Origin of the sequence: Bradyrhizobium sp. CSS354 (assembly GCF_029051725.1) — a bacterium.
GTDB lineage: Bacteria > Pseudomonadota > Alphaproteobacteria > Rhizobiales > Xanthobacteraceae > Bradyrhizobium.
Genome location: NZ_JAACFU010000013.1, coordinates 154,575 through 180,981 on the forward strand (window position 1 = coordinate 154,575; position 26,407 = coordinate 180,981).

The 26,407-nt window shown below is 63.5% G+C and carries 22 protein-coding genes, 1 tRNA gene and 1 pseudogene; 9 read left to right on the top strand and 15 right to left on the bottom strand.

What is annotated here, in order from left to right; all coding sequences use genetic code 11:
• Nucleotides 1-2: 2 nt before the first annotated feature.
• The gene (locus tag GWG67_RS27640; RefSeq protein ID WP_026232558.1) at nucleotides 3-470 is read right to left on the bottom strand and encodes an MAPEG family protein; all 468 of its coding nucleotides are present in this window, start codon (nucleotides 468-470) and stop codon (nucleotides 3-5) included.
• A 115-nt stretch (nucleotides 471-585) separates the two neighbouring features.
• Between GWG67_RS27640 and GWG67_RS27645 the strand changes: the two are divergent.
• Nucleotides 586-732: pseudogene (locus GWG67_RS27645) on the top strand (acetyl-CoA C-acyltransferase); the annotation flags it as partial.
• Nucleotides 733-823: 91 nt separating this feature from the next.
• Here GWG67_RS27645 and GWG67_RS27650 read toward each other — a convergent pair.
• Together GWG67_RS27650 and GWG67_RS27655 are read right to left on the bottom strand one after the other, a co-directional pair.
• The gene (locus GWG67_RS27650; RefSeq protein WP_275172503.1) at nucleotides 824-1,867 is read right to left on the bottom strand and encodes an AI-2E family transporter; all 1,044 of its coding nucleotides are present in this window, start codon (nucleotides 1,865-1,867) and stop codon (nucleotides 824-826) included.
• Between the two features lie 331 nt (nucleotides 1,868-2,198).
• The gene (locus GWG67_RS27655; protein WP_275172504.1) at nucleotides 2,199-5,654 is read right to left on the bottom strand and encodes a PAS domain-containing protein; all 3,456 of its coding nucleotides are present in this window, start codon (nucleotides 5,652-5,654) and stop codon (nucleotides 2,199-2,201) included.
• Nucleotides 5,655-6,303: 649 nt separating this feature from the next.
• On the opposite strand from GWG67_RS27655, the gene GWG67_RS27660 reads away from it, so the two are divergent.
• The 5 genes from GWG67_RS27660 to tenA all read left to right on the top strand — a co-directional run bounded on the left by GWG67_RS27660 (nucleotide 6,304) and on the right by tenA (nucleotide 10,337).
• Nucleotides 6,304-6,735, top strand: coding sequence for a phasin (locus tag GWG67_RS27660; RefSeq protein WP_275172505.1), 432 nt, complete (start codon nucleotides 6,304-6,306; stop codon nucleotides 6,733-6,735).
• A 193-nt stretch (nucleotides 6,736-6,928) separates the two neighbouring features.
• Nucleotides 6,929-7,005, top strand: a tRNA-His gene (locus tag GWG67_RS27665).
• 225 nt (nucleotides 7,006-7,230) lie between these two features.
• Nucleotides 7,231-8,745, top strand: coding sequence for an HNH endonuclease (locus GWG67_RS27670; RefSeq protein ID WP_275172506.1), 1,515 nt, complete (start codon nucleotides 7,231-7,233; stop codon nucleotides 8,743-8,745).
• A gap of 132 nt (nucleotides 8,746-8,877) precedes the next feature.
• Complete coding sequence (locus GWG67_RS27675; RefSeq protein WP_275172507.1) at nucleotides 8,878-9,483, top strand: restriction endonuclease; 606 nt, start codon at nucleotides 8,878-8,880, stop codon at nucleotides 9,481-9,483.
• A 161-nt stretch (nucleotides 9,484-9,644) separates the two neighbouring features.
• Nucleotides 9,645-10,337: a thiaminase II gene (gene tenA, locus GWG67_RS27680; RefSeq protein WP_275172508.1), complete on the top strand. Its 693-nt coding sequence runs from the start codon at nucleotides 9,645-9,647 to the stop codon at nucleotides 10,335-10,337.
• 33 nt (nucleotides 10,338-10,370) lie between these two features.
• Here tenA and GWG67_RS27685 read toward each other — a convergent pair whose 3' ends face one another.
• The 4 genes from GWG67_RS27685 to GWG67_RS27700 form a co-directional block, all read right to left on the bottom strand.
• A complete protein-coding gene (locus GWG67_RS27685; RefSeq protein ID WP_275172509.1) occupies nucleotides 10,371-10,775 on the bottom strand; it encodes a nuclear transport factor 2 family protein in 405 nt (134 codons plus the stop codon).
• A gap of 342 nt (nucleotides 10,776-11,117) precedes the next feature.
• On the bottom strand, nucleotides 11,118-12,056 hold the full coding sequence (locus GWG67_RS27690; protein WP_275172510.1) for an AEC family transporter: 939 nt from the start codon (nucleotides 12,054-12,056) through the stop codon (nucleotides 11,118-11,120).
• Nucleotides 12,057-12,062: 6 nt separating this feature from the next.
• Nucleotides 12,063-12,992, bottom strand: a complete 930-nt coding sequence (locus GWG67_RS27695) for a CoA ester lyase (protein WP_275172511.1) — start codon at nucleotides 12,990-12,992, stop codon at nucleotides 12,063-12,065.
• The gene (locus tag GWG67_RS27700; RefSeq protein WP_275172512.1) at nucleotides 12,989-14,155 is read right to left on the bottom strand and encodes a CaiB/BaiF CoA-transferase family protein; all 1,167 of its coding nucleotides are present in this window, start codon (nucleotides 14,153-14,155) and stop codon (nucleotides 12,989-12,991) included. The genes GWG67_RS27695 and GWG67_RS27700 overlap by 4 nt, the downstream gene beginning before the upstream one ends.
• 321 nt (nucleotides 14,156-14,476) lie before the next feature.
• Here GWG67_RS27700 and GWG67_RS27705 point away from each other — a divergent pair, with 321 nt between their 5' ends.
• On the top strand, nucleotides 14,477-14,827 hold the full coding sequence (locus GWG67_RS27705) for a hypothetical protein (protein ID WP_275172526.1): 351 nt from the start codon (nucleotides 14,477-14,479) through the stop codon (nucleotides 14,825-14,827).
• A gap of 428 nt (nucleotides 14,828-15,255) precedes the next feature.
• Nucleotides 15,256-15,933: a ParA family protein gene (locus tag GWG67_RS27710; RefSeq protein ID WP_007596685.1), complete on the top strand. Its 678-nt coding sequence runs from the start codon at nucleotides 15,256-15,258 to the stop codon at nucleotides 15,931-15,933.
• An 80-nt stretch (nucleotides 15,934-16,013) separates the two neighbouring features.
• Here GWG67_RS27710 and GWG67_RS27715 read toward each other — a convergent pair whose 3' ends face one another.
• The 5 genes from GWG67_RS27715 to trxB all read right to left on the bottom strand — a co-directional run bounded on the left by GWG67_RS27715 (nucleotide 16,014) and on the right by trxB (nucleotide 19,882).
• The gene (locus GWG67_RS27715) at nucleotides 16,014-16,160 is read right to left on the bottom strand and encodes a hypothetical protein (protein ID WP_275172513.1); all 147 of its coding nucleotides are present in this window, start codon (nucleotides 16,158-16,160) and stop codon (nucleotides 16,014-16,016) included.
• Nucleotides 16,161-16,291: 131 nt separating this feature from the next.
• Complete coding sequence (locus GWG67_RS27720; protein ID WP_275172514.1) at nucleotides 16,292-16,438, bottom strand: hypothetical protein; 147 nt, start codon at nucleotides 16,436-16,438, stop codon at nucleotides 16,292-16,294.
• 179 nt (nucleotides 16,439-16,617) lie between these two features.
• Nucleotides 16,618-17,526, bottom strand: coding sequence for a 4-hydroxy-tetrahydrodipicolinate synthase (locus GWG67_RS27725; RefSeq protein WP_275172516.1), 909 nt, complete (start codon nucleotides 17,524-17,526; stop codon nucleotides 16,618-16,620).
• Between the two features lie 461 nt (nucleotides 17,527-17,987).
• Complete coding sequence (locus GWG67_RS27730; protein WP_007614700.1) at nucleotides 17,988-18,911, bottom strand: LysR family transcriptional regulator; 924 nt, start codon at nucleotides 18,909-18,911, stop codon at nucleotides 17,988-17,990.
• A 5-nt stretch (nucleotides 18,912-18,916) separates the two neighbouring features.
• The gene (gene trxB, locus GWG67_RS27735; RefSeq protein ID WP_275172517.1) at nucleotides 18,917-19,882 is read right to left on the bottom strand and encodes a thioredoxin-disulfide reductase; all 966 of its coding nucleotides are present in this window, start codon (nucleotides 19,880-19,882) and stop codon (nucleotides 18,917-18,919) included.
• 265 nt (nucleotides 19,883-20,147) lie between these two features.
• On the opposite strand from trxB, the gene GWG67_RS27740 reads away from it, so the two are divergent.
• Complete coding sequence (locus GWG67_RS27740) at nucleotides 20,148-20,627, top strand: Lrp/AsnC family transcriptional regulator (protein ID WP_275172518.1); 480 nt, start codon at nucleotides 20,148-20,150, stop codon at nucleotides 20,625-20,627.
• Nucleotides 20,628-20,815: 188 nt separating this feature from the next.
• Here the strand turns inward: GWG67_RS27740 and greA are convergent, their stop codons facing one another.
• From greA to GWG67_RS27755, 3 genes are all read right to left on the bottom strand, one after another.
• The gene (gene greA, locus GWG67_RS27745) at nucleotides 20,816-21,289 is read right to left on the bottom strand and encodes a transcription elongation factor GreA (RefSeq protein ID WP_007596674.1); all 474 of its coding nucleotides are present in this window, start codon (nucleotides 21,287-21,289) and stop codon (nucleotides 20,816-20,818) included.
• Between the two features lie 211 nt (nucleotides 21,290-21,500).
• Nucleotides 21,501-24,965 (bottom strand): carbamoyl-phosphate synthase large subunit, encoded by a 3,465-nt coding sequence (carB, locus tag GWG67_RS27750; RefSeq protein ID WP_275172519.1) that lies wholly within the window; start codon nucleotides 24,963-24,965, stop codon nucleotides 21,501-21,503.
• 145 nt (nucleotides 24,966-25,110) lie between these two features.
• On the bottom strand, nucleotides 25,111-26,280 hold the full coding sequence (locus GWG67_RS27755) for an MFS transporter (RefSeq protein WP_275172520.1): 1,170 nt from the start codon (nucleotides 26,278-26,280) through the stop codon (nucleotides 25,111-25,113).
• Between the last annotated feature and the right edge of the window lie 127 nt (nucleotides 26,281-26,407).

Below are 26,407 nucleotides of genomic sequence, written 5' to 3' on the forward strand. Positions count from 1 at the left end.
CCTCAAGCGCCGAGTGCAACGAGCAGCGTGCGCACGGTCATGAAGACCAGGATGACCGAGCCGACGGTCCACAGCATTGCGCGAATGTCGTGAATTTGCCCGGTGAGATAGGCGAGAAAATGCAGCAAGCGTGAGGCAACGTAGCCGTAGAGCAGGCATTGCGCGAGAAGCAGCGACGGCTTTGTGAGAACATAAAGAAAGCCCGCGACCAGGAAATACGGCAGGCTCTCGAGATCGTTCATCTGGATCCGGCGGATCCGCTCCACATCTTCGTTGGGAAGAAGCTGCGCCGGATCGGGCGCGGGATTCAGTGGTGTCTTCTTGATGTCCTCCGGCGAACGGTAGCCGCCCTGGGCCCTCACCATCCGGACTACGGTGAGCCACGACATCGCCACGGCCTTGAGGATGATCAAGCTGGCGGCAACGACATAGGTAGCGAAGAGGGGATCGTGAAGATTGATTCCGTCCAATTTGGTACCCCTCCGGCAGGGCCATACTACATGTCCGAGCGGGTTGCGCCACTACGTAAAGGCAGCCGCCAGTCCAGTCCCAGCCTGATCTCGCCTTACGCCTTCGCCAGCGCCGATCGGCCACCCGTTCGGCATGACCGGCGCACGTCTCACCGGCCACATTCTCCAGGCAGGCAAGCGCCGCAAGGCGAAGTGGGGCGTCGTGACGATGTGCATCGGCGGCGGCCAGGGCGGCGCGGGCCTATTCGAAATCTACAGCTGAGATCGAGCCTCTTGAATGCGGAAGGCACGGCGTCGTCGGCGCCGTGCCTTTTGCTTTCTGGCGCGTACTTGGGGGATATGCCCGCGGTGACTCAGCCGTTCTTCTCGTGCGCGACAGGTCGGAACACCCACTCGCGCCAGACCACCAGCAAGGCTGACATGATCACCGGGCCCAAGAACAAGCCCAGAAGGCCGAAGGCAGCCAAGCCTCCAAAGATTCCGACGAACGCGAACAGAAACGGCAGCCGCGCGGAGTCGCCGACCAGGGTCGGCCAGACGAAATGATCGCCGGCCAACATGACGATCGCACCCCAGAAGAAGACGCCCGCGGCTGCGAAGCCGCTGCCTCCGCCCGAGACCAGGACTACCGCCGCAGCGGTGAAAGCCAGCCAGGCGCCGAAGGGAAGCATGGCGAAGGCCGTCGTCAAAATCGTGAATACGATGGCATTCGGCACGCCCGCGACGAAATAGGCCACGCCGATCAATAATCCCTCGCCCGCGGCGACCAGCACCGTACCGTTCACGGTGCCGCGGATCGCGCCGACCATCTGCTCGGCGAGACCCTCTCCCGCCTCACCGAAAAGTCGATCGCAGGTTTCCAGCACGCGGTCCGAGATCGACCGGCCGTTGCGCAGCAAGACGAACAGGGCGACCAGCGAAAAGAACAGAAGAAACAGGCGGTGAAGCAGCTGGCCGCCGAAGGTTCGAAACAATTCCGATGCGTTGTCTGCGTTGACGCTTTTCAGCCATGCGGTCGCGGCTTTGGGATCGGAAAGGTTGCTGCGCCACCACTGCTCCATGCTCTCTGCGGCGATCGGAAGGCGGGCGAGCCAATCAGGCACTTCGATCCCGCTCTCTCCGGCCTGCTTCATCCAGCCCACGAGCAGATCGCCTTGCTGCGCGATCTGATAGACGGCAAGCGACATCGGCGTAAACAGGATGAGGGCGACGACGAGCGTGAAGACCAGCGGAGCCAGGCTGGAGCGGCCGGAGCTCACGCGCGCTGCAAACTTGGTGTAGAGCGGCCACAGGCTGGTTGCGAGAATCGCGGCCCAGATCAACGCGGGGAGAAATCCCGCCGCCGTCCACAACGCAAGTGCGACCAGCGCGAGGGCAAGCACGACGCGTGCGTTCATGCGCGCGCCCGCGCCCGTGGGCAGCGGCTTTCGCTCAGTGGCGGTCGGGCCTCCCTCGCTCCGCACCGTGTCGTTCCGCTTGGGCGAACGCTGCTTCGATGCCACGGATTTCGCTCGGTCGGCCATTTGAAATCACTGGGGTGCGGGAGCTGCAGTGCCGAACTGATCAGCAGGAGAAACGCTTGGTCCAGGCTCAAGCCGCAACAAGGGGCTTCGGTTCCGTTCGGGAATAAGTTGCAAGACGTGGCAGCCTTGGTCGGGCGCGGCTCGGCCGAGGCCGGCCGCAGCGCGGCCGCGGGGGTGCAGCATCGGCTGGAGTCGCGTTCGCCGCTTACGCCTTCGCCAGCGCCGGTGCGAACACCACCTCGATCAGCGAGCCGGAGTTCGCCGCGCTCTTGATGTTGAAGCGGGCGCGGTTGGCTTCGACCAGGGCCTTGGTCAGCGACAGGCTCAGCGCCGAATTATCCTCGGCATCGCCGGGCGGTGGCGTCCGGAACGGCTCCATCGCGGCGGCGACTTCGCGCTCGGTGAGGCCATGGCCGGTGTCGCGGATGCGAAGTGCGACCTCGCCCCGGTCGGTCAGCGCGGTCGAGACGATGACCTGGCCGCCGGCGCTGGCGAGCCGGATCGAGTTGGAGATCAGGTTCATGGTGATCTGCCGCATCGCGCGCGCATCCGCGCTCACCTGCGGCAGCGCGTGGCCGAGCGAGGTGCGGATGATGATGCGCTCGCGGTTGGCCTGCGGCTGCATCACGACCACGCAGGCCTCGACGAGATCGTTGAGGTTGAGGTTGGCGAAGGTGAGGTCGAGCTTGCCGGTCTCGATCCGCGACAGCTCGAGCAGGTCGTCGATGATGGCGATGACGCGCTCGCCGGAGGCGCGGATGTCCTTCATGTACTCGCCATAGCGCTCGTTGCCGAGCGTGCCGAAGCGCTCCGAGATCATCACCTCCGAAAAGCCGATGATGGCGTTGAGCGGCGTGCGGATTTCGTGGCTGATCCGCGCCAGCATGTCGGCCTTGGCATTCGCAGTGCCTTCGACCAGGCGTCGCGCCTGCGTCAGCTCGCTCTCGCCCTGCTTGCTGTGCGAGAGATCGCGGAACACGGCGAAGAAGTTCGGGCCGTCGGGCCGGGTGCGGCCCATGATCATGGCGAGCGGAATGACGCCGCCCTTCTTCTCGCGCCCCAGCACCTCGCGGCCGTGGTCGAGCAGGCTCGCGATGTCCTGGCTCTTGAGGTTTTCCAGATAGTCGATGACGACATGCTGGCTCTCCGGCGCGAACAGCGTCACCAGATTCTGCTGCATCAGCGTTTCGCCGTCATAGCCGAACAGCGCCTCGGCGCTGCGGTTGCAGGCGTGGATGTTGCCTTCGGCATCGAACATCACGATGCCCTCGGCCGTGGTGTCGAGGATCGCGGCGAGATCTTCCGCGTCGGCCTCGCCGACCTCGGGCTCGGGCGCGAAGATCTCGGGGACAATGGTCTCGGCGACGACGGTCTCCGCGATCACGGGCGCAGCCGCAACGGGCGCGGCCTGCGGCAGCGCGCAGATCAGCGCATGCGCACTCTCGCCATCCCAGTCGATCGCGTGCAGATGCGCCTCTGTGGTCGGCAGCGGCGCTTCGCCATTGGCGAGCGTCGCGCTGATCGTGACAGGCGTGCCTGCCTGCGACGTGCTGCTGGCCGTCGACACGCCCGGCTCGACATAGAGCGCATCCAGCCCGCCGGCATTCTCCAGCGCGCTCAGGCTGGCATAGCCCATGCGCGCGAGAAACGCCGGGTTGGCATAGAGCAGGCGGTCGAGCCGATAGATCAGGATGCCGGTCGGCAGCAGGTCGAGCAGCGCGCGGTCGCGCGAGCTGTGGCCGTGCGCCGGCGGCGCGGGCGCGGTCAGCCATTCGGCCGGTGCGTGCGGCGGTTCAGCCTCAGGCTCGGGCTCGGGCTCAGGCGACGGCGCTTCAGGCGTGATCTCGGCATCCGGCGGCTCGGACGATGCCGCGATGGTTTCCTTGTCGCGTTCGAGGCGCTCGGACAATTGCCGCGCGAGCTCGTTGAACGCGCTGTTCTCGACCGGCGTCAGCGTCGGCGGTCGCGTGTCGCCGGGCGCTCGGAACGGCAGGACATTGGGAGGCGTTTCCACTGGCGTTTCCGGATCGGTTGGGTGTGAATTCGCGTCGGGTGTGGGTTCGGGCAGTTCGGCTTCAGGCTCGGGCTCAGGTGGCGGCGGCTCGATCGGCGGAGGCGGCGGCGCCTCTGGCTCGGGCGCTGGTTCGGGCTCCGGCTCGACCACATCGGCGGACAGGCTTTGCGCCGCCGCCGGTTCGGCCAAAAGCTCAAAACGCCTGAGCGCATCGAGCCGGTTGAGGCCGTCGAGATCGCGGCAGACGCCAAAACCCCTGAAGCCCGCGAAATTGCGCTCGCCGTCATAAACCGGAAGCCCGGCAAGCTCGACCGGCAGGTGCTCGCCGCAATCGGCCGGCCAGTTCACGGTGATCCCGGCCCAGGTATCCTTGCTGGCAAGCGCCTGCGCCACGCGGCTTTCAGGGTCGAGCGCGAATGCGTCGGCGATCTCGCGCCAGGGGCGGTCGAAGCCGGCCGCCGTGCGCGGCCCGATCAGGTGGATGAATTCATCGGACAGAAGCACAAAGCGGCCCTCTGCATCCATCTTCCAGAGGAAGCGCAACGGATGCTGACGCGGTGCGGGCGGCTCTTCGTGGCCCGACGGCGGCTCGACCATGCCGCTCACGGTCGGCGCGGCCTGCGGCGACACCATGGCTTCGGCCGAGTTTTCAACCGGAGTCTTCGCCACCGGAGTCTCGATCTCGGCGGGCGCGGCGTCGGCCGCTTCCTCGACGGCTTGCTGGATCGAGACGATTTCCGTCGCCGGCTCGCGCGCGGGTGGCTCGTGCGCGATCGTTGGTTCCGGCGCGTCGACCGGCTCGGCAAAGGCGTCGAACAGCGCGATTTCGGATGGCGCCTCCTGCGACGGCGCTGCTTGCACATGCTCCGGCGCCGCGGCTGGAGCAGGCGGCGGCGCAGGCTCTGGCTGAGCGATGTCTTCGCGCACGATGTCTTCAGCGACCTCGGGTTCGACGTCTGCAGTCGCAGGCTCCGCCTGCTGCACGGCAGGCTCGATCAGCGCGACCAGGCCGACATCGGCCCCGCTGCCGACCCGCTGCAGCACCATCTGGCCGATGCCGATCGGCGTCTCGGCGCGGCCCTGGCGAAGCGCATCGCTGCGCGCCTGTTCGAGGCCGGCTTCGCCCAGGTCGCGGAAGCCGAGCAGGGTGCGGGCCGTTTCGCTGGCGCCGACGAACAGGCCGTCGGGCGCGAATGCCGCCATCGGCGTCTTGGCGCCGTCGACCAGACGAAGCAGCCGCTCGACCAGCGGCATGGTGCGCAAGCCCGGGTCCATCGCGGTAACGAGCACCGCAGATCCTTGGAAGAATTGGCCGCCATCGGCGAACTCGAGCCGGGCACAGGCGCAGGTCATCAGCGTGCCGAGCCGCGCGCCGAAGCCGCGCAGCCGTTCGAGCCGGAGCGCCCCGTTCGGAGGCAGCCGGCCGGCAAGCCGGACGATCTGGCGGCGGTGGCTGTCGGCGGGGCCGAAGGTCTTTTCTGCGAGCGCCGTGGCATTGGCCGCGCCAAACAGCCTTGCGCCGACCGGATTGGCCCAGAGCACGCGCGTGCCGTCGATCGACCAGAGCCAGGCGGGCAGCGGCGAGGTCGCGTGCACGGCCAGCCGCGGATCGCCCACGCCTCGCAACTGGAAATCCGAACTCGTCATCCGACCGGCTTCGCGTCTCGCTTGTGCGCATCAGGCTGCCGGGAATGACAGCCTTAAGAAAGGGTTAGTATCGCCCGCAGCCGCGGACAGGTCCACGTCCCAAGCCTACGGACCAAGGCCTAAAGCCGCGATAACCTTAATGTCCCCAGGCCCGCAAGGCGGGCCGACACTGCATCCGCAGGATTCGCGCGTGGCAAATGGTCAGTCACATCAATCCAAGCTCGCGCCCCAACTCAGCTGCGTTCCCTCCCCCCTTGTGGGGGAGGGCTAGGGAGAGGGGTAACCCAGCAAAAGGTGTCAGTCGTTGCCCCGCGGCCAAAGCGCGACAGAGAAAATCCCCGTGTGGCACCCCCCTCCCTGACCCTCCCCCACAAGGGGGGAGGGAACGGAGAGAGCGCGGCCGCCGGACTCAAACACCTCAACCACCGGTTCCCCAGCCCGGGAACCTCATCCTCCCCGAGATTAAATTTTGCAATGCACCCTCCAAACCCGTTGCGTTGCACAATGTTGACATTTTGGGCAGGCATGGTCCCCGCGCTGGGCGAGCCATCATTCGTTTTGTGTTTCCAGTCTTCGCACCCGTCACCCGGTTGGCCGGCGGGCGCGCCTGAAGGCTCACTCCGTTTTTTCATTAGTGTGAGGGACAACCATGACAGGTGCGACTGATCCGTTTTCTGCCTCGATCATTCCGTTCGAGGTCCCCGAGCAGATGCGTGCGTTCGCCGAGAAGGGCGTGTCGCAGGCCCGCGAGAGCTACGCCAAGTTCAAGGACGCCGCCGAGACCCACAACGGCACCGTCGAGGCCGTGTTCTCTTCCGCCCACAAGGGCGTGAGCGAATACACCGCCAAGCTGATGGAGTTCGCGAAGGCCAACACCAAGGCCCATCTCGACTTCACCCAGGAGCTGTTCAGCGTGAAGGCGCCGCAGGATGCGTTCGCGCTGTGGACCAACCATTCCAAGACGCAGCTCGAAACCTTCCAGGCCCAGGCCCGGGAGCTCGCCGAGATCACCCAGCGCGCTGCCACCGCTGCCGCCGAGCCGATCAAGGCCTCTGCCGCGAAGCTCTACCCCGCCGCCTGATCTGGCCGGGCCGTTTGAATTAAGAAACCCGGGCCTAGAGCCCGGGTTTTGCTTTGGAAATAACCTCGTTTGCGGGACGTTTTGAGGGTGTTGCGGCCTTGCCAAAAACGCCCGTTGCACCTAGTTTCCGCCCCGTCCAGCCCCCCTTGGTTCTCGGCCCGTTCAGGGCGCCCCCGGGGCGGCTCGCAAGGATGCAGTTGTAGCTCAGTTGGTTAGAGCGCCTGTCTGTGGAACAGGAGGTCGGTGGTTCGAGCCCACCCAACTGTACCAGCGGAATCCGCCCAACGAGAGCAAGTTCGTTACAAACTAGGGCCTTGAGCGCTCGCCATTCTGGCGACTCATGCTCGCGCGCGTGACTGCACGCCGCGTCTCCAGATGTCTTCCATCAACGATCGACGCGCCTCATTCGAGGGCCTACTTGTCATTGAGCATCTGTCCGCGCTCGCGTAAGTGTATATGACAACCTGGGGTACGCAGTCCACATGGGGCGGGGACATGGCTTCAACTCTTAAACGGCAACTAAACGAAGAAGAAAAGTCGATCATCCTCGCGCGCTTTGGCCGCCGCTGCTATGCGAATGGTCATGCTATATCGGAGGAGGAACAAGTTCAGTTCGATCATATCCATGCACATGTGCGTGGTGGCGACAGCGAACTCAACAACATTGCGCCAATGTGCAGTCAGCACAATAAGCAAAAGGGCCAGCTTTCTCTCGAAGACTTTCGGACAAAACTGCAACTCGATGCATTCTTTGAAATTGGGGCCAAGTTGACCCTCCGTCATCTTCTCGCGTTTCTACAACAGAACAAGCGAATTGATCGATACGGACTGCCGATTGTTGCTCTCGCGGACGATGGTGCTGTCAAGTTGGACACGCAATCAGGCGACTTAAGCTACACGCTATATAAGTGTCCGACGACAGGCTGGCAGTATTTCTACGCTACGTTGGACATTTCACTTCTCGACAGTGACGACGAAGGAGACGACAGCATTGGCCTGCAGCCGCGCTATTTGATTAAGGACAAGGTCTTTTCGCTGTACCGACATTTTCAAGCGCATCCCGTCTTGCAACCGTCGATCGGCCGAATTACCGGCTCGCATATTCGTCTCTTCGATGGCCAACACAAGATTGCGGCGTTGCTAATGAATGGACGTCGAGTGTTCGAGTGCAAGATCTACCTAAATCCCAATTTGCGTTTGCTTAACGACACAAACATCGCGGCGCACGACGCTTTCGCGCAAACGCGCTTTTATTCCTCGATTATGGTGATGAAGCTAGGCGCAGAGTTCGCGCAAGATTTCGAAGATTTCAAAAATTTGGAACAGCCGCAGATCAAGAACGAGCAAGCGTTTTTCCATTATGTCTTAAGCAGGCCGAACGCGATGCTCACTAAGGCCGAGCTGAATAGACGATTTCGTGCCCACCTCTACAATAGCGTCCTAACAGACCAGCGTAACAAGTTGGATAGATTCGTTTCTCGAGGGAATCGAGGTACCGACGAGCAACCAATTACAATGGATATGTTGGATAAATCGATCTTTGCTCACTTCTTGTATCGCGAGCCTGCAGTGGAGAGCATGACGGCGGAAGAGTACCGTCGCGACGATGAGCTCAGCAACATGGTCGATTTATGCAGCATGCTTGTGGACGGTGGCCTCGAATCCTGGGATGCGAAAGCGCCGAAGGATGACCAACACAGGTTACGTTTGCAGCGGATCTTTAGCTCCAAATCGATGATGGCGTGGTCGGAGCTACTGTGGGACGCAGTTTGCGCCCGATTGGAGATAACTGATACTGATGAGCGTCTTCGAGTATTCTATCGCCAGCTTTCTACTGCAGAAATTGAACGTGTGCGAAGGGTAGTCTTGCGGCTCTATGATTGGTCCCATTGGTCGACTCCCAAAGATGACCAGATTGATCGCATTTTATCTGACAAGAAGACAGCAGTTAAGGATTGGTTCAAAGCACACGGCCTCACGACGGGCTATCTGATGGGAGCTAGTGCGTGACCGTGCCACGGGAATTGCGATGATACGGCAATGGCGCAGTAGCAAAAGGTCGATTGTTCACGGACGCTCTATCACGCGGTCGGCGCTACCGTTCAGCGCGCAGGTTCCGCTAGAATTGGCTTAGGAGAGCAAATGATCGGCGGTTTCGGGCGAATGGGCGCGGGTTTCGGGAGGCTCGGAGCGAGCAGCCCCCGAAACAAGGCGATTACTTTGCTGAGCAACGCCACAAATATTGCTTCGATTACGCTGAACGGCTTGATCGTTCCAGACCAGCAAACTTCCGAAGGACTGCTCATTAAGTCCTATGCGTCAGTTTGGGTCGAGATAGCCCAACGGTTAGGAGAGGACTGGGGGCTGGCATTTCAGCTCAGTGACCGGCAGTGGGAAGAGATGCTTGCGGGTGCGATGAGTGCCGAAGGCTATGCGGTTACTCTTACGCCCAGATCAGGCGACCACGGACGCGATGTAATTGCCGTTAAGCGAGGTGTCGGCTGTCTGCGAATTCTAGGGTCGATGAAGGCTTACGCGCCTAACCGCTTAGTCGACCGCGCACACGTTCACGAGATGCTTGGCGTCTTAAGCACCGAAGCCAACGTCAGCAAAGGCATCATCGCGACTACGTCGGATTTCGCTCCTCGCATTGAGGAGGCTCCAGGAATGAAGCAAGTGTTGCCTTATCGGCTCGAACTCATCAATGGTCAGGGGCTCCAACGATGGCTGGCTGACTTGGCAGAATGACTGCGGTGACAGTGTACAAAATCCCGTCGCAGAGAGTGCCCTATCCGCAACGCCGCTCAAAGCCAGTTTCGTGCGCGGTCACCGTAGCTCCCCGGTTCGCAATGCGCTATCGGTAGCTTGCCAAAGACGTTCATGGACAAACAGGCCGGGCAGACAAGATCGTGAGTTTCTTCGAGCGTCTCAAGACAGAAGCGTCCGTTGAGTGGCGGGCTTACACCGAGCATCCCTTCACGAACGGGTTGGCAGACGGCTCGCTCCCCGAAGCGGCGTTTCGTCACTATCTCGTTCAGGACTATTTGTTCCTGATCGAGTTTGCTCGCGCGTATGCGCTCGCGGTCTACAAGTCGCCCCGACTTGCCGACATGCGTGAAGCCGCGGCCGGCCTGTCGGCCATCCTTGATGTCGAGATGAATCTGCACGTGAAGCTCTGTGCCGATTGGGGTCTGTCCCCGACCGACCTTGAACAGGCGCCTCCGGCGGCCGAGATGCTGGCCTATACACGCTACGTGCTCGACGCGGGAATGCGCGGCGATCTGCTGGCACTCAAGGTGGCGCTTGCCCCCTGCGTGATCGGGTACGCGGAGATCGCAACGCGGCTCGCCTCGCTCCCCCTCGCGGACGCTGCGACGAACGCCTATCGCGTCTGGATCGCCGAGTACGCCGGCGCGCCGTACCAGGAGGTCGCTGCCAAAGCGCGGGCGCACATGGAGCATCTCGCCGATCTCTACGCCACGCCGGCGCGCGAGGCAGAACTGATTGCGATCTTCAAGGAAGCCACCCGACTCGAGGCGGACTTCTGGGAGATGGCTTGGCGCGAGGGCCAGCGTGTTGTGACAGTGCACCAAACTCCCTAACGTCAGGCGACACTGACACAACCTCTTTGCGCCTCAGGAAATCATCGCCTTGATCTGCGCAGTGTCCGCAAACTCGATCAGATCGACGATCTTTTCGTCCTGAAATCTGAACAGGTCCAGGATCTCGGTGTTGGAAGCCTTCCCGGTCGGATGGTGTCGAACGACGACGCGGGAGTGGACAGCAACGCGATCTCCGTCGACCAGCTCGGCCAGGATTTCGCGACCTTCGAAACCGAATTCATCGATCAATTTACTGAAGGCTCCACGCAGGGTCGGGTGCCCCTGCATAGTCCCCGTCAGTGCGAGCGCGCTGTTGTCGCCCATCAAGGTGAACAGACCCTCGGGATGAAAGGCTGTCACCAAGCCTTCGGCGTTACCGCCGTCGCGTGCGGCGTAAGCGCTTCTGATCAATGCCAGTCTCTCTTCACGCTGTCCCATGTCACCCTCCCTGCAGGACGTATCAGGGCAGCCTAGCGACCTTTGCGTGTAAACGCAAAATCATCGCGTTGAGGGGGCGAAGCTCAGCACGCCACGAAGCAGGATGGGTCGCTTTCGTTCCCCGATTTCAGGAGAAAACGGCGCCGAGCACCGCCGAACCTTTTCACGACCTTGGGTGTTTGTGTTGCGGCAGGACTGACAACGCTGAGGAGCTGAGACATGAACGGCATTATCTATCTGGTCGGACTCGTCGTCGTAATTGGTGTGGTGCTCTCGTTCCTGGGCCTGCGCTGATTGGATATTCGGGCGGTGGTGCGGCGCACTCTGCAGGCCTCTGACACTTCACCTCGCCACCACCCACACCACCACCGGCAATGTTACCGCCGCCAGCAACGTCCCCAGCGCCACCGCGCCCGAGACCGGGTTCACCAGCCGCTGATACTGGACCGCGAAGATATACGCGTTCGCGCCGGCCGGCATGGCCGCGAACAGCACGACGACGCCGGCCGCGAGCGGCGGCAGGTCGAGCAGCTTTGCCAGCACGAAGGCGGCCGCAGGCATCGCCAGCAGTTTGAGGGCGCTCATCACGACGACGCTCAACATCTCGCCCTTGACCTCGAACCGGAACAGATTGATGCCGAGCGCGATCAGCGCCGCCGGCGAGCCCGCCTGCGCCAACAGTTCGACGGTCCTGTCGACGACCGGATGCAGGCCGAGGCCGGTGAAACGCCAGCCCACGCCAAAACCGATCCCCAGCATCAGCGGATTGCGCGCGAGATCCGTGAGCACGGGCCGGATCACCGACATCGCCGAGCCGGTCTGCTTGCGGCTGACCCATTCCATTTGCAGGATGCCGCAGAGCCAGAGCAGCGGCGTGTTCACCGACAGGATCAGCGCCATCGGGCCTGCGGCCTCGTTGCCCAGCGCCGAGAGCGTCAGGGGGATGCCGAGCATCACGATGTTGCCGTAGACCGAGCCGATCGCGAACACGACGCCGTCCTCGCGATCCTCGCGCCGCTTCCGCAGCAGCGCCGACAGCGCCAGCGCCGCGATCCAGGTGAGCGCGAGCGCGCCGTAATAGGCGCCCCACATCCGCCAGGGACTGACGCCGGAAAATTCCGAGACGACGATGGTGCGGAACAGCAGCGCGGGAATCGCGATGCTGAAGGCGAATTCGGAGATGCCCTTGTGCGCGGTCTCGGAGACGAAGCGAAACAGCACCGCGGCATAGCCGGCCGCGATCAGCGCGAATACCGGCGCGACGATCAGCACGGTGGCCATGCGCCGCTACGACCCCATCTCGATGATCCGGCGCGCCATGCGCACATTGGCATAGTCGATCATCTTGCCGTCGAGCGTCACCGCGCCCTGGCCCTGCGCCTCGGCCTGCTCCATGGCCTCGACCACCCGGCGCGCGTGCGCGAGCTCGGTGTCGGAGGGGACGAACGCCCGCAGCGTCGGTTCGATCTGGTCGGGATGGATCACCTGCTTGCCGTCAAAACCCATCGCAGCCGCCTTGAGCGCGCTGCTTTCAGTCAGTCTGCCATCCCGGAACGCGCCGCACGGACCGTCGATGGCGCGCAGGCCGAACGCGCGCGCGGCCACCAGCAGGCGTATCATCGGATAGGCGAACAGATCGAGCGGCGCGGAAGCGTAGCCGCTCTGGGCGGAGCCGACGTGGCGGTAGCCGTCCGGCGACGCGCCGATCTCGGAGGAGCGGGCGCCGATCGACGCCGCGAAATCGCCGACACCGAGATGAAGGGCCGCGACGCTTTGATGCGCGGCGGCGAGCGCGTCGACATTGACGAGACCCAGCGCGGTCTCGATCAGCAGTTCGAGCGCCACAGGCGAGGGGCGATCCGGCGCGGCCGCGCGCAGCTGATCGGCAATGGCGGCGATGTCGCTCGCGCGCTCCGCCTTCGGCACGATCACCGAATCCAGCCGGGGCAGCGCAGCGAGCTCGCGGATTTCCTGCGCGATGAACGGGCTGTCGACGGCGTTGAGCCTGACGGCGACGACCTTGCTGCCCCAATCCAGTGAGGACAGCGCCCGCGCAGCTTCCTCCAGCGCCGCGCTCTTCTCGGATGGCGGCACGGCGTCCTCGAGGTCCATGAACACCGCATCCGCGGTCGAGGCAGCCGCCTTGGCGACGAGACGGGAGCGATGCGCGGGAACGGCCAGATAGACCCGCGTCGGCCGCTGAGGGGCCATCGTCATGTCTCCTTTGCGAGACCGAGCTCGCTGAGGATGGATTGGTTGTGCTGGCCGACGCCAGGCACCGGATCCATCCGAGGCGACAGCCCTGGAATGGTGAGAGCCGGCAGGAAGCTCATGACCGGACCGCACGGAGATCCCACCGGTTGCACCCGGGAGCGGGCGCGGAGCTGCTCGTGCTCCAGGAACGCCTCGACCGAATTCAGGTGCGCGTTGGCGATCGAGGCCTCGTCGAGCAGCCGCAGCACCTCGTCACTGGTCATCGCTGCAAAACGCTGCTCGATATGGACCTGCAGATCGTCCCTGTTCTGCATGCGCAGCGGATTGGTGCGGAAGCGGGGGTGGTCGGCAAAGGCGGCGTCGCCAAGCACAATGGCGCACAGCGATCGCCATTCCCGGTCGTTCTGGATGCCGAAGAAGATCGTGTTGCCGTCGCCGACGCGGAAAGGGCCATACGGCGCTATCGTTGCATGCCTGGCGCCGGTTCGCGGCAGCGGCCGGCCCGTACTCTGCGTGTAGAAGGCGGGATAGCTCATCCAGTCCGTGATGGAATCGAACAGCGAGGCCTGGAAGGCGGTGCCCTTGCCGGTCCGCTCGCGGCGATACAACGCCATCAGCACGCCGTTCAGGATGTACATGCCGGTGGCGATATCGACCACCGAAAGTCCGACCTTGGCGGGCTCCGCCTCGGTGCCGTTGATGGCGAGGACGCCGGCCTCGCACTGCACCAGGAGATCGTAGGCCTTCTTGTTGCTGTAGGGACCGCCCGCGCCATAGCCCGACACGTCGCAGGCGATGATCCGGGGATATTTCCGCAGCAGCGAGGCGGCATCGAGGCCGAGCCGCTCCGCCGCGCCCGGCGCCAGGTTCTGGATGAAGACGTCGGCCTGCGGCAGCAGGGCCTCGAGCACCTCCTGTCCTTCCGGGCTTTTGATGTCGATGGCGAGGCTCTCCTTCGACCGGTTCGTCCAGACGAACTGGCTCGACATCCCGTTCATCACGTGATCGTAGTCCCGGCAGAAATCGCCATCGCCCGGCCGCTCGATCTTGATGACGCGCGCGCCCCAGTCCGCAAGATGGCGGCTGGCAAGAGGAGCCGCGATCGCCTGCTCGAGCGAGACCACCGTCACGCCCGACAGCGGCAGCTCCGCCTCATTTCGCTCCATGCAATCGTCTCCGTCCCGCTCACGCTTTTGTCCAGCGCAGGAGACAGGCCGACCACCCCACGCACGTTCTGTGATGATGGCATCATGCTCCTGTTTTGCCCGACGAGTCAAACCGCATTTCGTAAAATCCGCAAATCACCATTGGCAAAGTCCAATCAACACATGGACTTGGCTACTGTGCATGGGGTTGTTTTCGCGTTTTTTGTTTTGGGGGGGCCTGTTGCCGAGACCGCACACGTCCCGCCTTTCGCATCTGCCCTCGTTGCCAACGAACTCCCGTTCACCCACTATCCGCTCCGACTCGACATTTTGGGGGGATCGATGCCGCCGTTCCGTTTCAACAAGACCTTTGCTGCTGCGATCACGGGGATCGCCCTGGCCGTCCTGATCCACCCGAGTGAAGGCTTTGCCTACTCCCAGGAGGAGCAGCAGGCCTGCACGCCCGATGCGATGCGGCTGTGCGGCGACTTCGTTCCGAACGTCGACGCCATCACCGCCTGCATGATCCAGAAGAAGTCGCAGCTCTCGCCGCAGTGCCGGGTGTTCTTCCGGCCGGGACCGGAGCCGGGCATGGCGGCCGCGCCCCGCGCCGGCAAGCCGACCAGCATCGCGCCCAAACCTGCGAAGAAGAGCACGAAGACCGCCAAGAAGAAGAAATCCAGCGAAGGCTGAACGCGGGCACGCGTTCCCTTTTTGAAACTCGATCATGCCCGGGCCAAAGCGCGCAGTGCGTTTGAAGTCCCGGGCATTTGCGTGTCCGGCCCCTCGTCGCTGAGTCCAAACTGATCAGGGCATCAGTCCCACACCAGCCACCGGACTCGTTTTGTTCGCCTCCGCGTGCGGACGCTTGCGACAAGGCGGGATGGAAACAGGCCACGAAACGGATTGCGCGGCGAGGTTGCATTCCATTATTTCCCGCCGGAGTGCTCAAAAAACGCACGATTGGCGGCGTGAAGCCGTCGTCGCACGCGACAGTGTGACTCAAAAGCCAACGCGCTTTGTTATTTCATGGCGCCGACATAACTTATGATAAATTTTTCTTTCCCGAATCACCGCGGTGATTCATTTTCGCCGCCTGGGGTCAATCTGGAGGCAGAGGTATGAACGTTATTGTTTTTGCATCGCGTAAAGGTGGCTCGGGCAAGAGTACGCTGGCCGCGCATCTCGCCGCGCAGATCAAGGCGACCAAGCCGATCCTGCTCGTCGATGCGGATCCGCAGGGCTCGCTCACGCTGTGGCACAAGCTGCGTGGCACCAACGAGCCGCCGATCAAGTCCGCAGTGAACTCGGTCAGCGGCATCGTCTCCGCTGCCAAGCGCGACGGTTATGAATGGGTGTTGATCGACACCCCGCCGAACCTGTCGGCCGTCGTCGACGACGCCATCCGCAATGCCACCATGGTGGTGATTCCCGCCCGTCCCGGCGTGTTCGACGTCAACGCGGTGCAGGAAACCATCCAGATGTGCCGTGCGGCTCGCAAGCCCTACGCGGTCGTGCTCAACGGTGCGCCAGCGCGCCGCGATGAGTCCGAAAGCCCGATCGTCACCATCGCCCGCGAGGCGCTGGCGAAGTTCCGTGCTCCGGTGTGGGGCGGCCAGATCACCAACCGTTCGGATCTGCTGATGGCGCTGAGCCACGGCGAGGGCGCGCGGGAATACCAGGCCGAGAGCCGTGCGGCTCAGGAAATCGCAAGGCTGTGGGCGGCGATCGAACGTTCGGTAAAGGCTATTCGCGGCACGGCGTCGGCGTCCGGCGCAATGCACAAGCAGGCGGCGTAATTTTTCATAAATCATTCCCCCGGACGAAAAACGCGCGGACATCCGCGCGTTTTGCGTTTTTCCGGAAGATGACTTGGTAGCTAGGCCACCATCAGCATGTAGAACACGATCACCGGCGACAGGGTGAGGATCACCGACCAGATGCCGGCGGCCCAGAGAATGTCCTCGGTGGTGAAGCCCTGCTGTTCGGCGTCGTAATGCGACGCCACTTCGTTATGACTATTCACAAACGCCCCCGCGATTTCTTCGCTTATGGGCGTGAACGCTACATTGGATGTTTTAAAAATCCGGGTCGCAATCTCGTGCGCTTTCGAACACAGGTGCTACCACGAGTTAACCATCCGGACCTGCGCTGGCCTCACGCCAGCCAGATCCGAAACACCAGCACCGGCATCAGGCCGAGCATCACAGCCCAGAAGCCGAACGACGACACCACAACAATTCCCCGCATGAAATCGGCTGACGCGAAGACGTCTGCCGCCGTCGGGCGGATGCGTTGCCCCATGATCATTCCCCCATTTGAAAAGACTTTGAATGAAGACGATAGGCGCGTTTGCGTAAACGAGCCGTGGATGCACCATGCGGCAGCAGCGAAGGCCGTTCGGGCGCGGTTAACCACGCACTCCGCTCTCTCACTCCCTCTCCCCGTTCTTACGGGGAGAGGGTGGGGTGAGGGGCTATCAGCTACGCCGCGACTTGCATCCGTCGCTCGATCTCGCGATCGATCTGGATGGCGAGTTCGCTGCCGATCTCGACCATCGGCAGGCGCACTTCGGGGCTGTCGATCAGGCCCGCACGCCACAGCCAGTATTTTGCGGGCGCGGGACTGGGCTCGGTGAACAACAAGCGCGTCAGGTCGGCGACCTCCTGCCAGCGCGCCAGCGCCGCATCGTGGTTGCCGCGCTTCAGCTCGGCATGGACAGCCGCAAACGTCGCGGTCTCGAGATGGGCTGACAGCACGATGCCGCCGTCGGCGCCATCGCTGAGCGCCTCGAAATAATTCGCATCCTCGCCGGTCAGCACGCGAAAGCCCGCAGGCCGGTCGCGCAGCAGCGCGATGGATTGCTCGCGGCTCGCGCCGCAATCCTTCAGGCCGATGATGTTCGGATGCCCGGCAAGCCGCAGCAGCGTCTGGTTGGTGACGTTGACCGAGGTGCGATAGGGGATGTTGTAGAGCGCGAGCGGCCAGGCGGCCTGATCGGCGAGCGCCTCGAAATGCGCCAGCAACCCGCGTTGCGACGGCCGCACATAATACGGGCTCGCAATCAGATAGCCGTCGATCGGCCAGTCCGCGGTCTCGTCGAGACGCTCCTTCAGCCGCGAAGTGTCCGCGCCTGACAATCCGAGGCAGACCGGAATCTTGCTGTGGGCGGTGGCCAGCTCGTCGCGCACGATGGCGACGAGGCGTTCGAGCTCCGCGTCGCGCAGCGTCATGCCTTCACCGGAGGTCGCCCCCAGGATGAAGCCGTCGACGGCCTGTCCGCTGTAATGCCGGGTCAATCGGCGCAGCGACCTCTCGTCGAGAGCGCCGTCGCGAAACGGCGTCACAAGCGGCAGCCAGAGCCCGTGCAATTGTTCCTGTAGTCCGGTCATGTCCATCTCCTTCTCGGGAAAAATCCTGAGACGAGGCACATGAAAAAACCCCGTCCAGGCGGCGGGGTTTTCGAAGTTTCGGCTCGCGATGACGAAGGCTGTTAGCGCGCGCAAAATTCCGAGGTCCCCAGATGGGGGCCCTTTTTCGAGGCGACTGCCGTCGACGAGATTGCGCACGACTTCGTGATCATTCGCAAATGATGCGGGGTAAGCATGGAACTGTCAATACACGTGGAGGGCGAAGGCCGGATCTGCCAAAAAAAAGCCGGGCTCGATCGAGCCCGGCTTAAGGTATTGGCCACGTGAGGCCGACACAATCACCTTCCAAGAGGGATTACTGAACTCCCGCGCCACTGGAGGAGGGGGACAAATGCGCAACGCGAAGGCTCAGCGTGAAAACATTATGGGCTAGCCTCGCGCCCTGCATCAAGCGTCCAAGCCGCATGTCAGACATGCGGAAATCAGGACGGCCAGCGCTGCGCCTTGCTCACCACGAAATCGCGGAACACTTGCACGCGCGCGACCGTCTTCAGCTCTTCCGGATAAACAAAATACGTATCGAGCTGGATCGAATCCGATTCGCCGAACAGCTGCACGAGGCGGCTCTGTTCTTCGATCAGATAGTCCGGCAGCGCGGCGATGCCGAGGCCCTGCTGACAGGCGCGCACGAGGCCGAGAATGTTGTTGACCCTGAAATAGGCTTCGCGCGGACCCGAGCCGTTGCGCCCCGCTTCGACCAGCCAGTTGCGGTTCTGAAGATGCGGCGCGAAGTTGCCGTCGGAGAGCGTGATGATGCGATGAGAGTCGAGCTCCTCCAGCGTACGCGGCGTGCCGAAGCGCTTGATGTAATCAGGCGAGCAATAGGCGTGGAAACCCATCGCGAACAGCTTGCGCTGGATGAGATCCGGCTGCGTCGGCTTGCGGGTACGGATCGCGACGTCGGCCTCGCGCATCGACAGATCGAGCTCCTCGTCAGTGACGATCAGCGAGATCCGGATTTCCGGATAGAGCGCGGTGAATTCGCCGAGCCGGGGGATCAGCCAGTTGATGCCGACGCCGGGCGTGGTGGTGATCTTGAGATCGCCGCTCGGCCGCTCGCGGCTGTCGGTCAGTTTCGCGCGCGCCGCCTGCAGCTGCATGAACACGTCATGGGCGGTGCGGAACAAGAGATCGCCCTGTTCGGTGAGGATCAGGCCGCGCGCGTGGCGGTGGAACAGCGAGACCGAGAGTTCTTGCTCCAGTGCCGACACCTGGCGTGACACCGCCGATTGCGACAGGCCGAGCTGCTCGCCCGCGTGCGTGAAGCTGCCCGCTTCCGCCGCCGCGTGAAACACCTTCAGCTTGTCCCAGTCCATATCCGTGAATCCGTCGCGTGTTCGTGCCATGATGCCTATTCCGCTGCCGCGCGCTCGCTGGCGCGCAGGGCCAAAAATCGTTCCGCCTCGAGCGCTGCCATGCAGCCGAGGCCTGCCGCCGTGACCGCTTGACGATATGTCTCGTCGGCGACGTCGCCCGCGGCGAACAGGCCGGGGACCGAGGTGGCGGTCGAGTTCGGGGCGACCTCGACATAGCCCGACGGTTTCAGCTTGATCTGGCCGGCCACGAGCTCGGTCGCCGGGGCATGCCCGATCGCGACGAAGACGCCGTCGGTCGGCACGTCGGTCAAGGCGCCGGTCTTGACGTTCTTCAGCCGCACATGAGTGACCTTGTTCGGGTTCTCGGTGCCGCAGATCTCGTCGACGGCTGAGTCCCAGATCACCTTGATCTTCGGGTGCTTGAACAGACGCTCCTGCAGGATGCGTTCGGCGCGGAAGTGATCGCGACGATGCACGATGGTGACCTGCGAGGCATGGTTGGTGAGGTACAGGGCTTCCTCGACCGCGGTATTGCCGCCGCCGACCACCACGACGTTCTTGTTGCGGTAGAAGAAGCCGTCACAGGTGGCACAGGCCGACACGCCGCCGCCCTGGAATTTCGTTTCGGACGGCAGCCCGAGCCAGCGCGCTTGGGCGCCGGTGGCGAGGATGACGGCGTCGGCGAGATAGACGTCGCCGCTATCGCAGGTCAGACGAAAGGGTCGCTGCGAGGTGTCAAGCTTGGTCACCAGATCGGTCTTGATCTGGGTGCCCACATGCAGCGCCTGCTTCTCCATCTGCTCCATCAGCCAGGGGCCCTGGATCACGTCGGCGAAACCCGGATAGTTTTCGACGTCGGTGGTGATGGTGAGCTGGCCGCCCGCCTGAATGCCCTGGATCAGGATCGGCTCGAGCATCGCGCGCGCGGCGTAGATCGCCGCCGTGTAGCCGGCGGGGCCGGAGCCGATGATGACGACCTTTGCATGGACAGCGGCGGACATTTCGACAGATGCCTTTCACGGGGGACTGCAGCGCGGGCGCGGAACGTGCCGGGAGGCCTCGCGGAGGCGCTGAAATATCAGAGGTAATCTAAGCCTTCTGGTGAGCTATGCAAGAATTGCATTCCCTGTCGGCGGATTTTTCCAACAAGGAACAAAAGTCGATTGCGCTGCACGCGCAATAAAATTGCGCCGAGTGCGCGGTCTGGGCTATGAGGATTGCGACAGACCCACCAATACCGCCGTAAAGGCCAGGAGTTCCAATCACGTGTCGCGGAACCTAGACGAGATCGACCTGAAAATTCTCACCGAGATTCAGGCCGACGGTCGAATCACGAATGTCGAGCTGGCCAAGCGCGTCGGCATTTCGCCACCGCCCTGCCTGCGCCGCGTCCGGGCGCTGGAGGAGGAGGGGTATATCCACGGCTATCGCGGGCTTCTGGATGCGCGCAAGCTGGGCTTCGACGTTACGGTGTTTGCCGCGGTGCACCTCTCCAGCCAGGCCGAGGCCGATTTGCGCGCCTTCGAGGAGTTCGTCCGCGCCGAGCCGCTGGTGCGCGAGTGCTGGATGCTGTCGGGCGAAGTCGATTTCATCCTGAAATGCGTCGCCCCCGACATGGCCACCTTCCAGGATTTCGTCACCCATCTGACCGCCGCTCCGCACGTCCGCAACGTGCGAACCTCGCTGGTGCTGCACAATTCGAAATACGAGGCGGCCGTGCCGCTGGACGTGAGGGCAAGAAGGTAGCGTCTCCGCCGTCATTGCGAGCGGAGCGAAGCAATCCAGGCGGTCTCCGCGGAAAGACTCTGGATTGCTTCGCTGCGCTCGCAATGACGAGGGGGAGGGATCATCCCACCTCATTGCCAGCAACATGCAGCAACAAAAAAGGCCGCGCACTGCGCGGCCTTTTTCAAATCACATGCGACGGCAAATCGTTACCGCCACTCCACCTTGGTGATCTCATAAGCCTTGGCGCCGCCGGGTGCGTTGACCTCGACGGTTGAGCCCTTCTTCTTGCCGATCAGCGCGCGCGCGAGCGGCGAGGTGATGGAGATGCGGCCCTTCTTGGCGTCGGCCTCGACCTCGCCGACGATCTGCCACACCGTCTTCTTCTCGGTGTCCTCGTCGACCAGTGTCACGGTCGCGCCGAACTTGATGGTGTCGCCGGACAGCTTCGAGATGTCGATGATGTCGGCGCGCGCCAGCTTGTCCTCGAGCTCGGCGATACGGCCTTCATTGTGGGACTGCTCTTCCTTCGCGGCGTGGTATTCCGCGTTCTCCGAAAGGTCTCCGTGCGAGCGCGCCTCGGCGATATGCTCGATGATACGCGGACGGTCCTCCGACTGGCGCTTCTTCAGTTCTTCCCCGAGCGCGGCAAAGCCGCCCGCTGTCATCGGTACCTTTTCCATCTCTTCTCTCGTCCTTCGGTCGCGCGCGCCCTGACATGCCAGCGCGCACGCAACTTGATTCGTCAGTCTGTCCGGGGGCTCAAGCGCTTGCCGCCGAACGTTCATATGGGCTTGGCGCCGGAACAGAACAACCATATGGCCGGACAGTTCCTCCGGCCATAGTGGCTTCATCGCCAATCACTTAGCGGAAGGTTGGGCCTCCCGCTCGCGATCAGGTTTCCGAAAAGTAGCTCTGCAGGGTCCGAACCTCAAGGTCCCCGCCCAGATAGGCGCGGATGCCCTGCGCGGCCGCCACGGCCCCGGAAAGAGTGGTGTAATACGGCACTTTATGCAAGAGGGCCGCGCGCCGCAGAGAACGGCTGTCGGCGAGCGCCTGCGGGCCTTCGGTGGTGTTGAAGACGAGCTGGACGTCGCCATTGGTGATGGCGTCGACGATGTGCGGCCGGCCCTCCAGCACCTTGTTCACCTTCTCGGTCGGGATGCCCTGGTCGGTCAGGAAGCGGGCCGTGCCGGATGTCGCCAGCACCTTGAAGCCGAGCGAATGCAGCTCGCGAACGGCCTCGGTGATGCGCGTCTTGTCGCTCTCGCGAACCGAGACGAACACCGTGCCCTTGCGCGGCACCCGCGTGCCGCCGCCGAGCTGGCTCTTGGCGAACGCCACCGCGAAGGAGCGGTCGATGCCCATGACCTCGCCGGTCGAGCGCATCTCGGGCCCGAGCACGGTATCGACGCCGGGGAAACGGGCGAACGGAAACACCGATTCCTTTACGCCGACATGATCGAGGTTCGCCTTCTTCAGCTTGAAATCGGCAAGCTTCTCGCCGGCCATGATGCGCGCCGCGATCTTCGCAACGGGCGTGCCGACCACCTTGGCGACGAAGGGCACCGTACGCGAGGCGCGCGGATTAACTTCGAGCACGTAGATCTCGCCGTCCTTGATGGCGTATTGCACATTCATCAGGCCGACGACGTCGAGGCCGAGCGCCAGCTCGCGGGTCTGCCGCTCCAGCTCCTCGATCATCTTGTCGTCCAGCGAGTGCGGCGGCAGCGAGCAGGCGCTGTCGCCGGAATGGATGCCGGCTTCCTCGATGTGCTCCATGATGCCGACGATGAAGGTGTCCTTGCCGTCGCAGAGGCAGTCGACGTCGATCTCGGTCGCGTCGGACAAATAGCGGTCGAACAGCAGCGGGTTCTTGCCGAGCACGGTGTTGATCTGGCCGGTCTTGTCGTTCGGGTAGCGCGCCTTGACGTCTCCCGGCACCAGCTCCGGCAGCGTGCCGAGCAGGTAATCGCTGAGCTGGTTCTCCTCGCGGATGATTTGCATCGCGCGGCCGCCGAGCACGTAGGACGGGCGCACCACCAGCGGCAAGCCGAGATCGGTTGCGACCAGGCGCGCTTGCTCGACCGAATAGGCGATGCCGTTCTTGGGCTGCTTCAGCCGCAGCTTGTCGAGCACCCGCTTGAAGCGGTCGCGGTCTTCCGCAAGGTCGATGGCATCGGGCGAGGTGCCGAGGATCGGCACTTCGGCGGCTTCCAGCGCACGCGCGAGCTTGAGCGGGGTCTGACCGCCGAACTGCACGATCACGCCGTGCAGCGTGCCGTTCGTGCGTTCCTTCGCGATGATCTCCAGCACGTCCTCGGCGGTGAGCGGCTCGAAATAGAGCCGGTCCGCAGTGTCGTAGTCGGTCGAAACCGTCTCCGGGTTGCAGTTGACCATGATGGATTCGTAGCCGGCGTCGTGCAGCGCGAAGCAGGCGTGGCAGCAGCAATAGTCGAATTCGATGCCCTGGCCGATGCGGTTGGGTCCGCCGCCGAGGATGATGACCTTCTTCTTGTCGGACGGCGAGCTCTCGTCCGCAGGCGCGCCCGCGAACGGTGCCTCATAGGTCGAGTACATGTAGGCGGTGGGCGAGGCGAACTCGGCCGCGCAGGTGTCGATGCGCTTGTAGACCGGGCGAACGCCGAGCGCGTGGCGCTTCGCCGTGACCTCCGCCTCCGTCGTCTCCGCGATCACCGCGAGCCGGGCGTCGGAGAAGCCCATGGCCTTGAGCGTGCGCATGCCGAAGGCGTTACCCGGCAGGCCGTTCTTGCGGACCTTCGCTTCCATGTCGACGATGCCGCGCATCTCGCTGAGGAACCACGGATCGATCTTGCAGGAATTGAAGATCTCCTCGTCCGACCAGCCGAGCCGCATCGCCTGCGCGACCTGGAGCAGCCGGTTCGGCGTCGGCGTGCCCAGCGCGGCGCGGATCGCATTCTTGTCGTCGTCGCGGCCGAGACCTTCGATCTCGATCTCGTCGAGGCCGGTGAGGCCGGTCTCGAGTCCGCGCAAGGCCTTCTGAAGGCTTTCCTGGAAGGTGCGGCCGATCGCCATGACTTCGCCGACCGACTTCATCGACGTGGTCAGCGTGGTGGAGGCGCCGGGGAATTTCTCGAAGGCGAAACGCGGCACCTTGGTGACGACATAGTCGATCGTCGGCTCGAACGAGGCCGGCGTGGCGCCGCCGGTGATGTCGTTGGCGATTTCGTCGAGCGTGTAGCCGACCGCAAGCTTGGCGGCGACCTTTGCGATCGGAAATCCGGTGGCTTTCGAAGCCAGGGCGGAGGAACGCGACACGCGCGGATTCATCTCGATGACGACCATGCGGCCGTCTTCGGGATTGACGCCGAATTGCACGTTGGAGCCGCCGGTCTCGACGCCGATCTCGCGCAGCACCGCCAGCGAGGCGTCGCGCATGATCTGGTATTCCTTGTCGGTCAGCGTCAGCGCCGGCGCCACCGTGATGGAATCGCCGGTGTGCACGCCCATCGGATCGAGGTTCTCGATCGAGCAGACGATGATGCAATTGTCTTTCTTGTCGCGCACCACCTCCATCTCGTACTCTTTCCAGCCGAGCACGGATTCTTCGATCAGCACTTCGTTGGTGGGAGACGCATCCAGGCCGCGCTCGATGATGTCGAGGAACTCTTCCTTGTTGTAGGCAATGCCGCCACCGGTGCCGCCCATGGTGAAGGAGGGGCGGATGATCGCGGGCAGGCCGATCTCGGACAGCGCCATCAGCGCCTGGCCGAGCGCATACTCCTGGTAACGCTTGCGACGGTCGCTCTCGCCGAGCGTCCACTGCCGCTCGAGCTCTGCGAGCTCCGCGCCAGAGGCCTTTGCGCGTTCGGCCTGGTACTTGTCGCGAAAGGACTTCTTCAGGGCGGAGGCGTTGGCGAGCCGCGACTTCGGCGTCTCGAGCCCGATCTTGGTCATGGCCTCGCGGAACAGCTGTCGGTCTTCGGCCTTGTCGATCGCGTCCGCGGTGGCGCCGATCATCTCGACGTCGAACTTTTCGAGCGTGCCTTGCTGGCGCAGCGACAGCGCGCAGTTCAGCGCGGTCTGTCCGCCCATGGTCGGCAGCAGCGCGAAGCCGCCGGGAATGACGTGGCGTTCCTTCTCGATGATTTTCGCGACGATCTCGGGCGTGATCGGCTCGATATAAGTCGCATCGGCCAATTCCGGGTCGGTCATGATGGTGGCCGGATTGGAATTGACGAGGACGATGCGATAGCCCTCTTCCTTCAGCGTCTTCACCGCCTGGGTGCCCGAATAGTCGAACTCGCAGGCCTGGCCGATCACGATGGGACCGGCGCCGATGATCAGGATGGTGGTGATGTCTGTACGTTTGGGCATCAACTCTCGCCGAAGTGGAATTTGGGCACAAAAAAAGGGCGCGCCTGCTGCGCGTCCCTTTGGCCGAGAGCGCGGTGGTCCCCCCTCGCGCGCGGGGTGGGTCTTAGACCAGTTTTCGGGGCGGCGAAACCCCGAAAAACGCCCATCAACCGGCAATTTTGACCGGTTTTGGCCGGGCCTGCCAGCCCCGGGCGAGATGCACCAGAACAGCCGCCGAAACGCTCAGTCCGCCGACCCAGCCGAGATCGGCCGGGCTCCACGCCGCAAGCACGGCGCCACCCAGGGCACCGCCGATCGCAAATCCGAGATACATGGCCGAGGCGTTGAGCGAGAGCGCGATCATCGAGGCCTGCGGCTCGATCCGGATGATGCTGGCGACCTGGGCCGGGTAGAACGCCCAGCCCGAGATGCCCCACAGGAAGATCGCGCCCAGCACCGCATAATGCGCCTGTCCCGGCATCAGCTTCAGGACCAACGAATGCAGGATCAGCGCGCTGGCCATGCCGGCAAGCCCGAGACCTGCTGTGGCGAGCGTGCCGAGCCGGTCGGCCAGGACGCCGCCGAGCATGTTGCCGATCGCAGCGGCGCCGCCGAACACCAGCAGCGCGAGGCTGATCTGCGACGCATCGAATCCAAGGCCGCGCAGCGGGATCGCGAAATAGGTGAACACTGTGAAGCCGCCGAGCGCCCATAGGATCGTGATCAGAAGCGCGGTCAGGACATTGCGGTGACGCGCCACTGCCAGCCGATCGCCGAGCGAAGCCGTGTTGCGGGGCAGGCCGCGGGGCAGGCCGAGCAGGAGGCCGGCGAGCGCAACGGCGCCGATCAGGGCGACCATGGCAAAGGTCGCGCGCCAGCCGAGCAGGCTGCCGACGAGGTTGCCGAGCGGAACGCCGATGACGGTCGCAACCGTGAGGCCGGAGGTAACCAGCGCCACCGCGCGGCCGCGTCGTTCCGGCGCCGCGACGGCCACGGATACGGCCAGCGCGGTCGGCATGCACAGGCCGGAGCCCAGCGCCATCAGCATGCGCGAGGCCAGCAGCAGGGCGTAGTTGGACGCCACCATCGCCGCGAGGTTTCCGGCGATGAAGGTCGATAGCGCCAGGGCCAGCACGGTGCGGCGGTCGATATTGTTCAGCGTCACCGCCAGGATCGGCGAGCCGACCGCATAGGTGAGGGCGTAGGCCGTGACCAACTGCCCGGCGGCGGGGACGGAAATCGCCAGGTCGGTGGCGATCGACGGCAAAAGCCCTGCAATGACAAAGCCTTCCGTGCCGATCGCAAAGGCCGCCAAGGCCAACCAGAATACGCTCATCCGAGGATTCCCTATGTTCAATGTTTATTGAACTATCGATGGGACGGTCAGGAGTCAATTGGTTCAAGAACTATTGAACATCGAAGCCATTTCGCTATGGTCTCCGACATGAGCCGCACCCCACCCC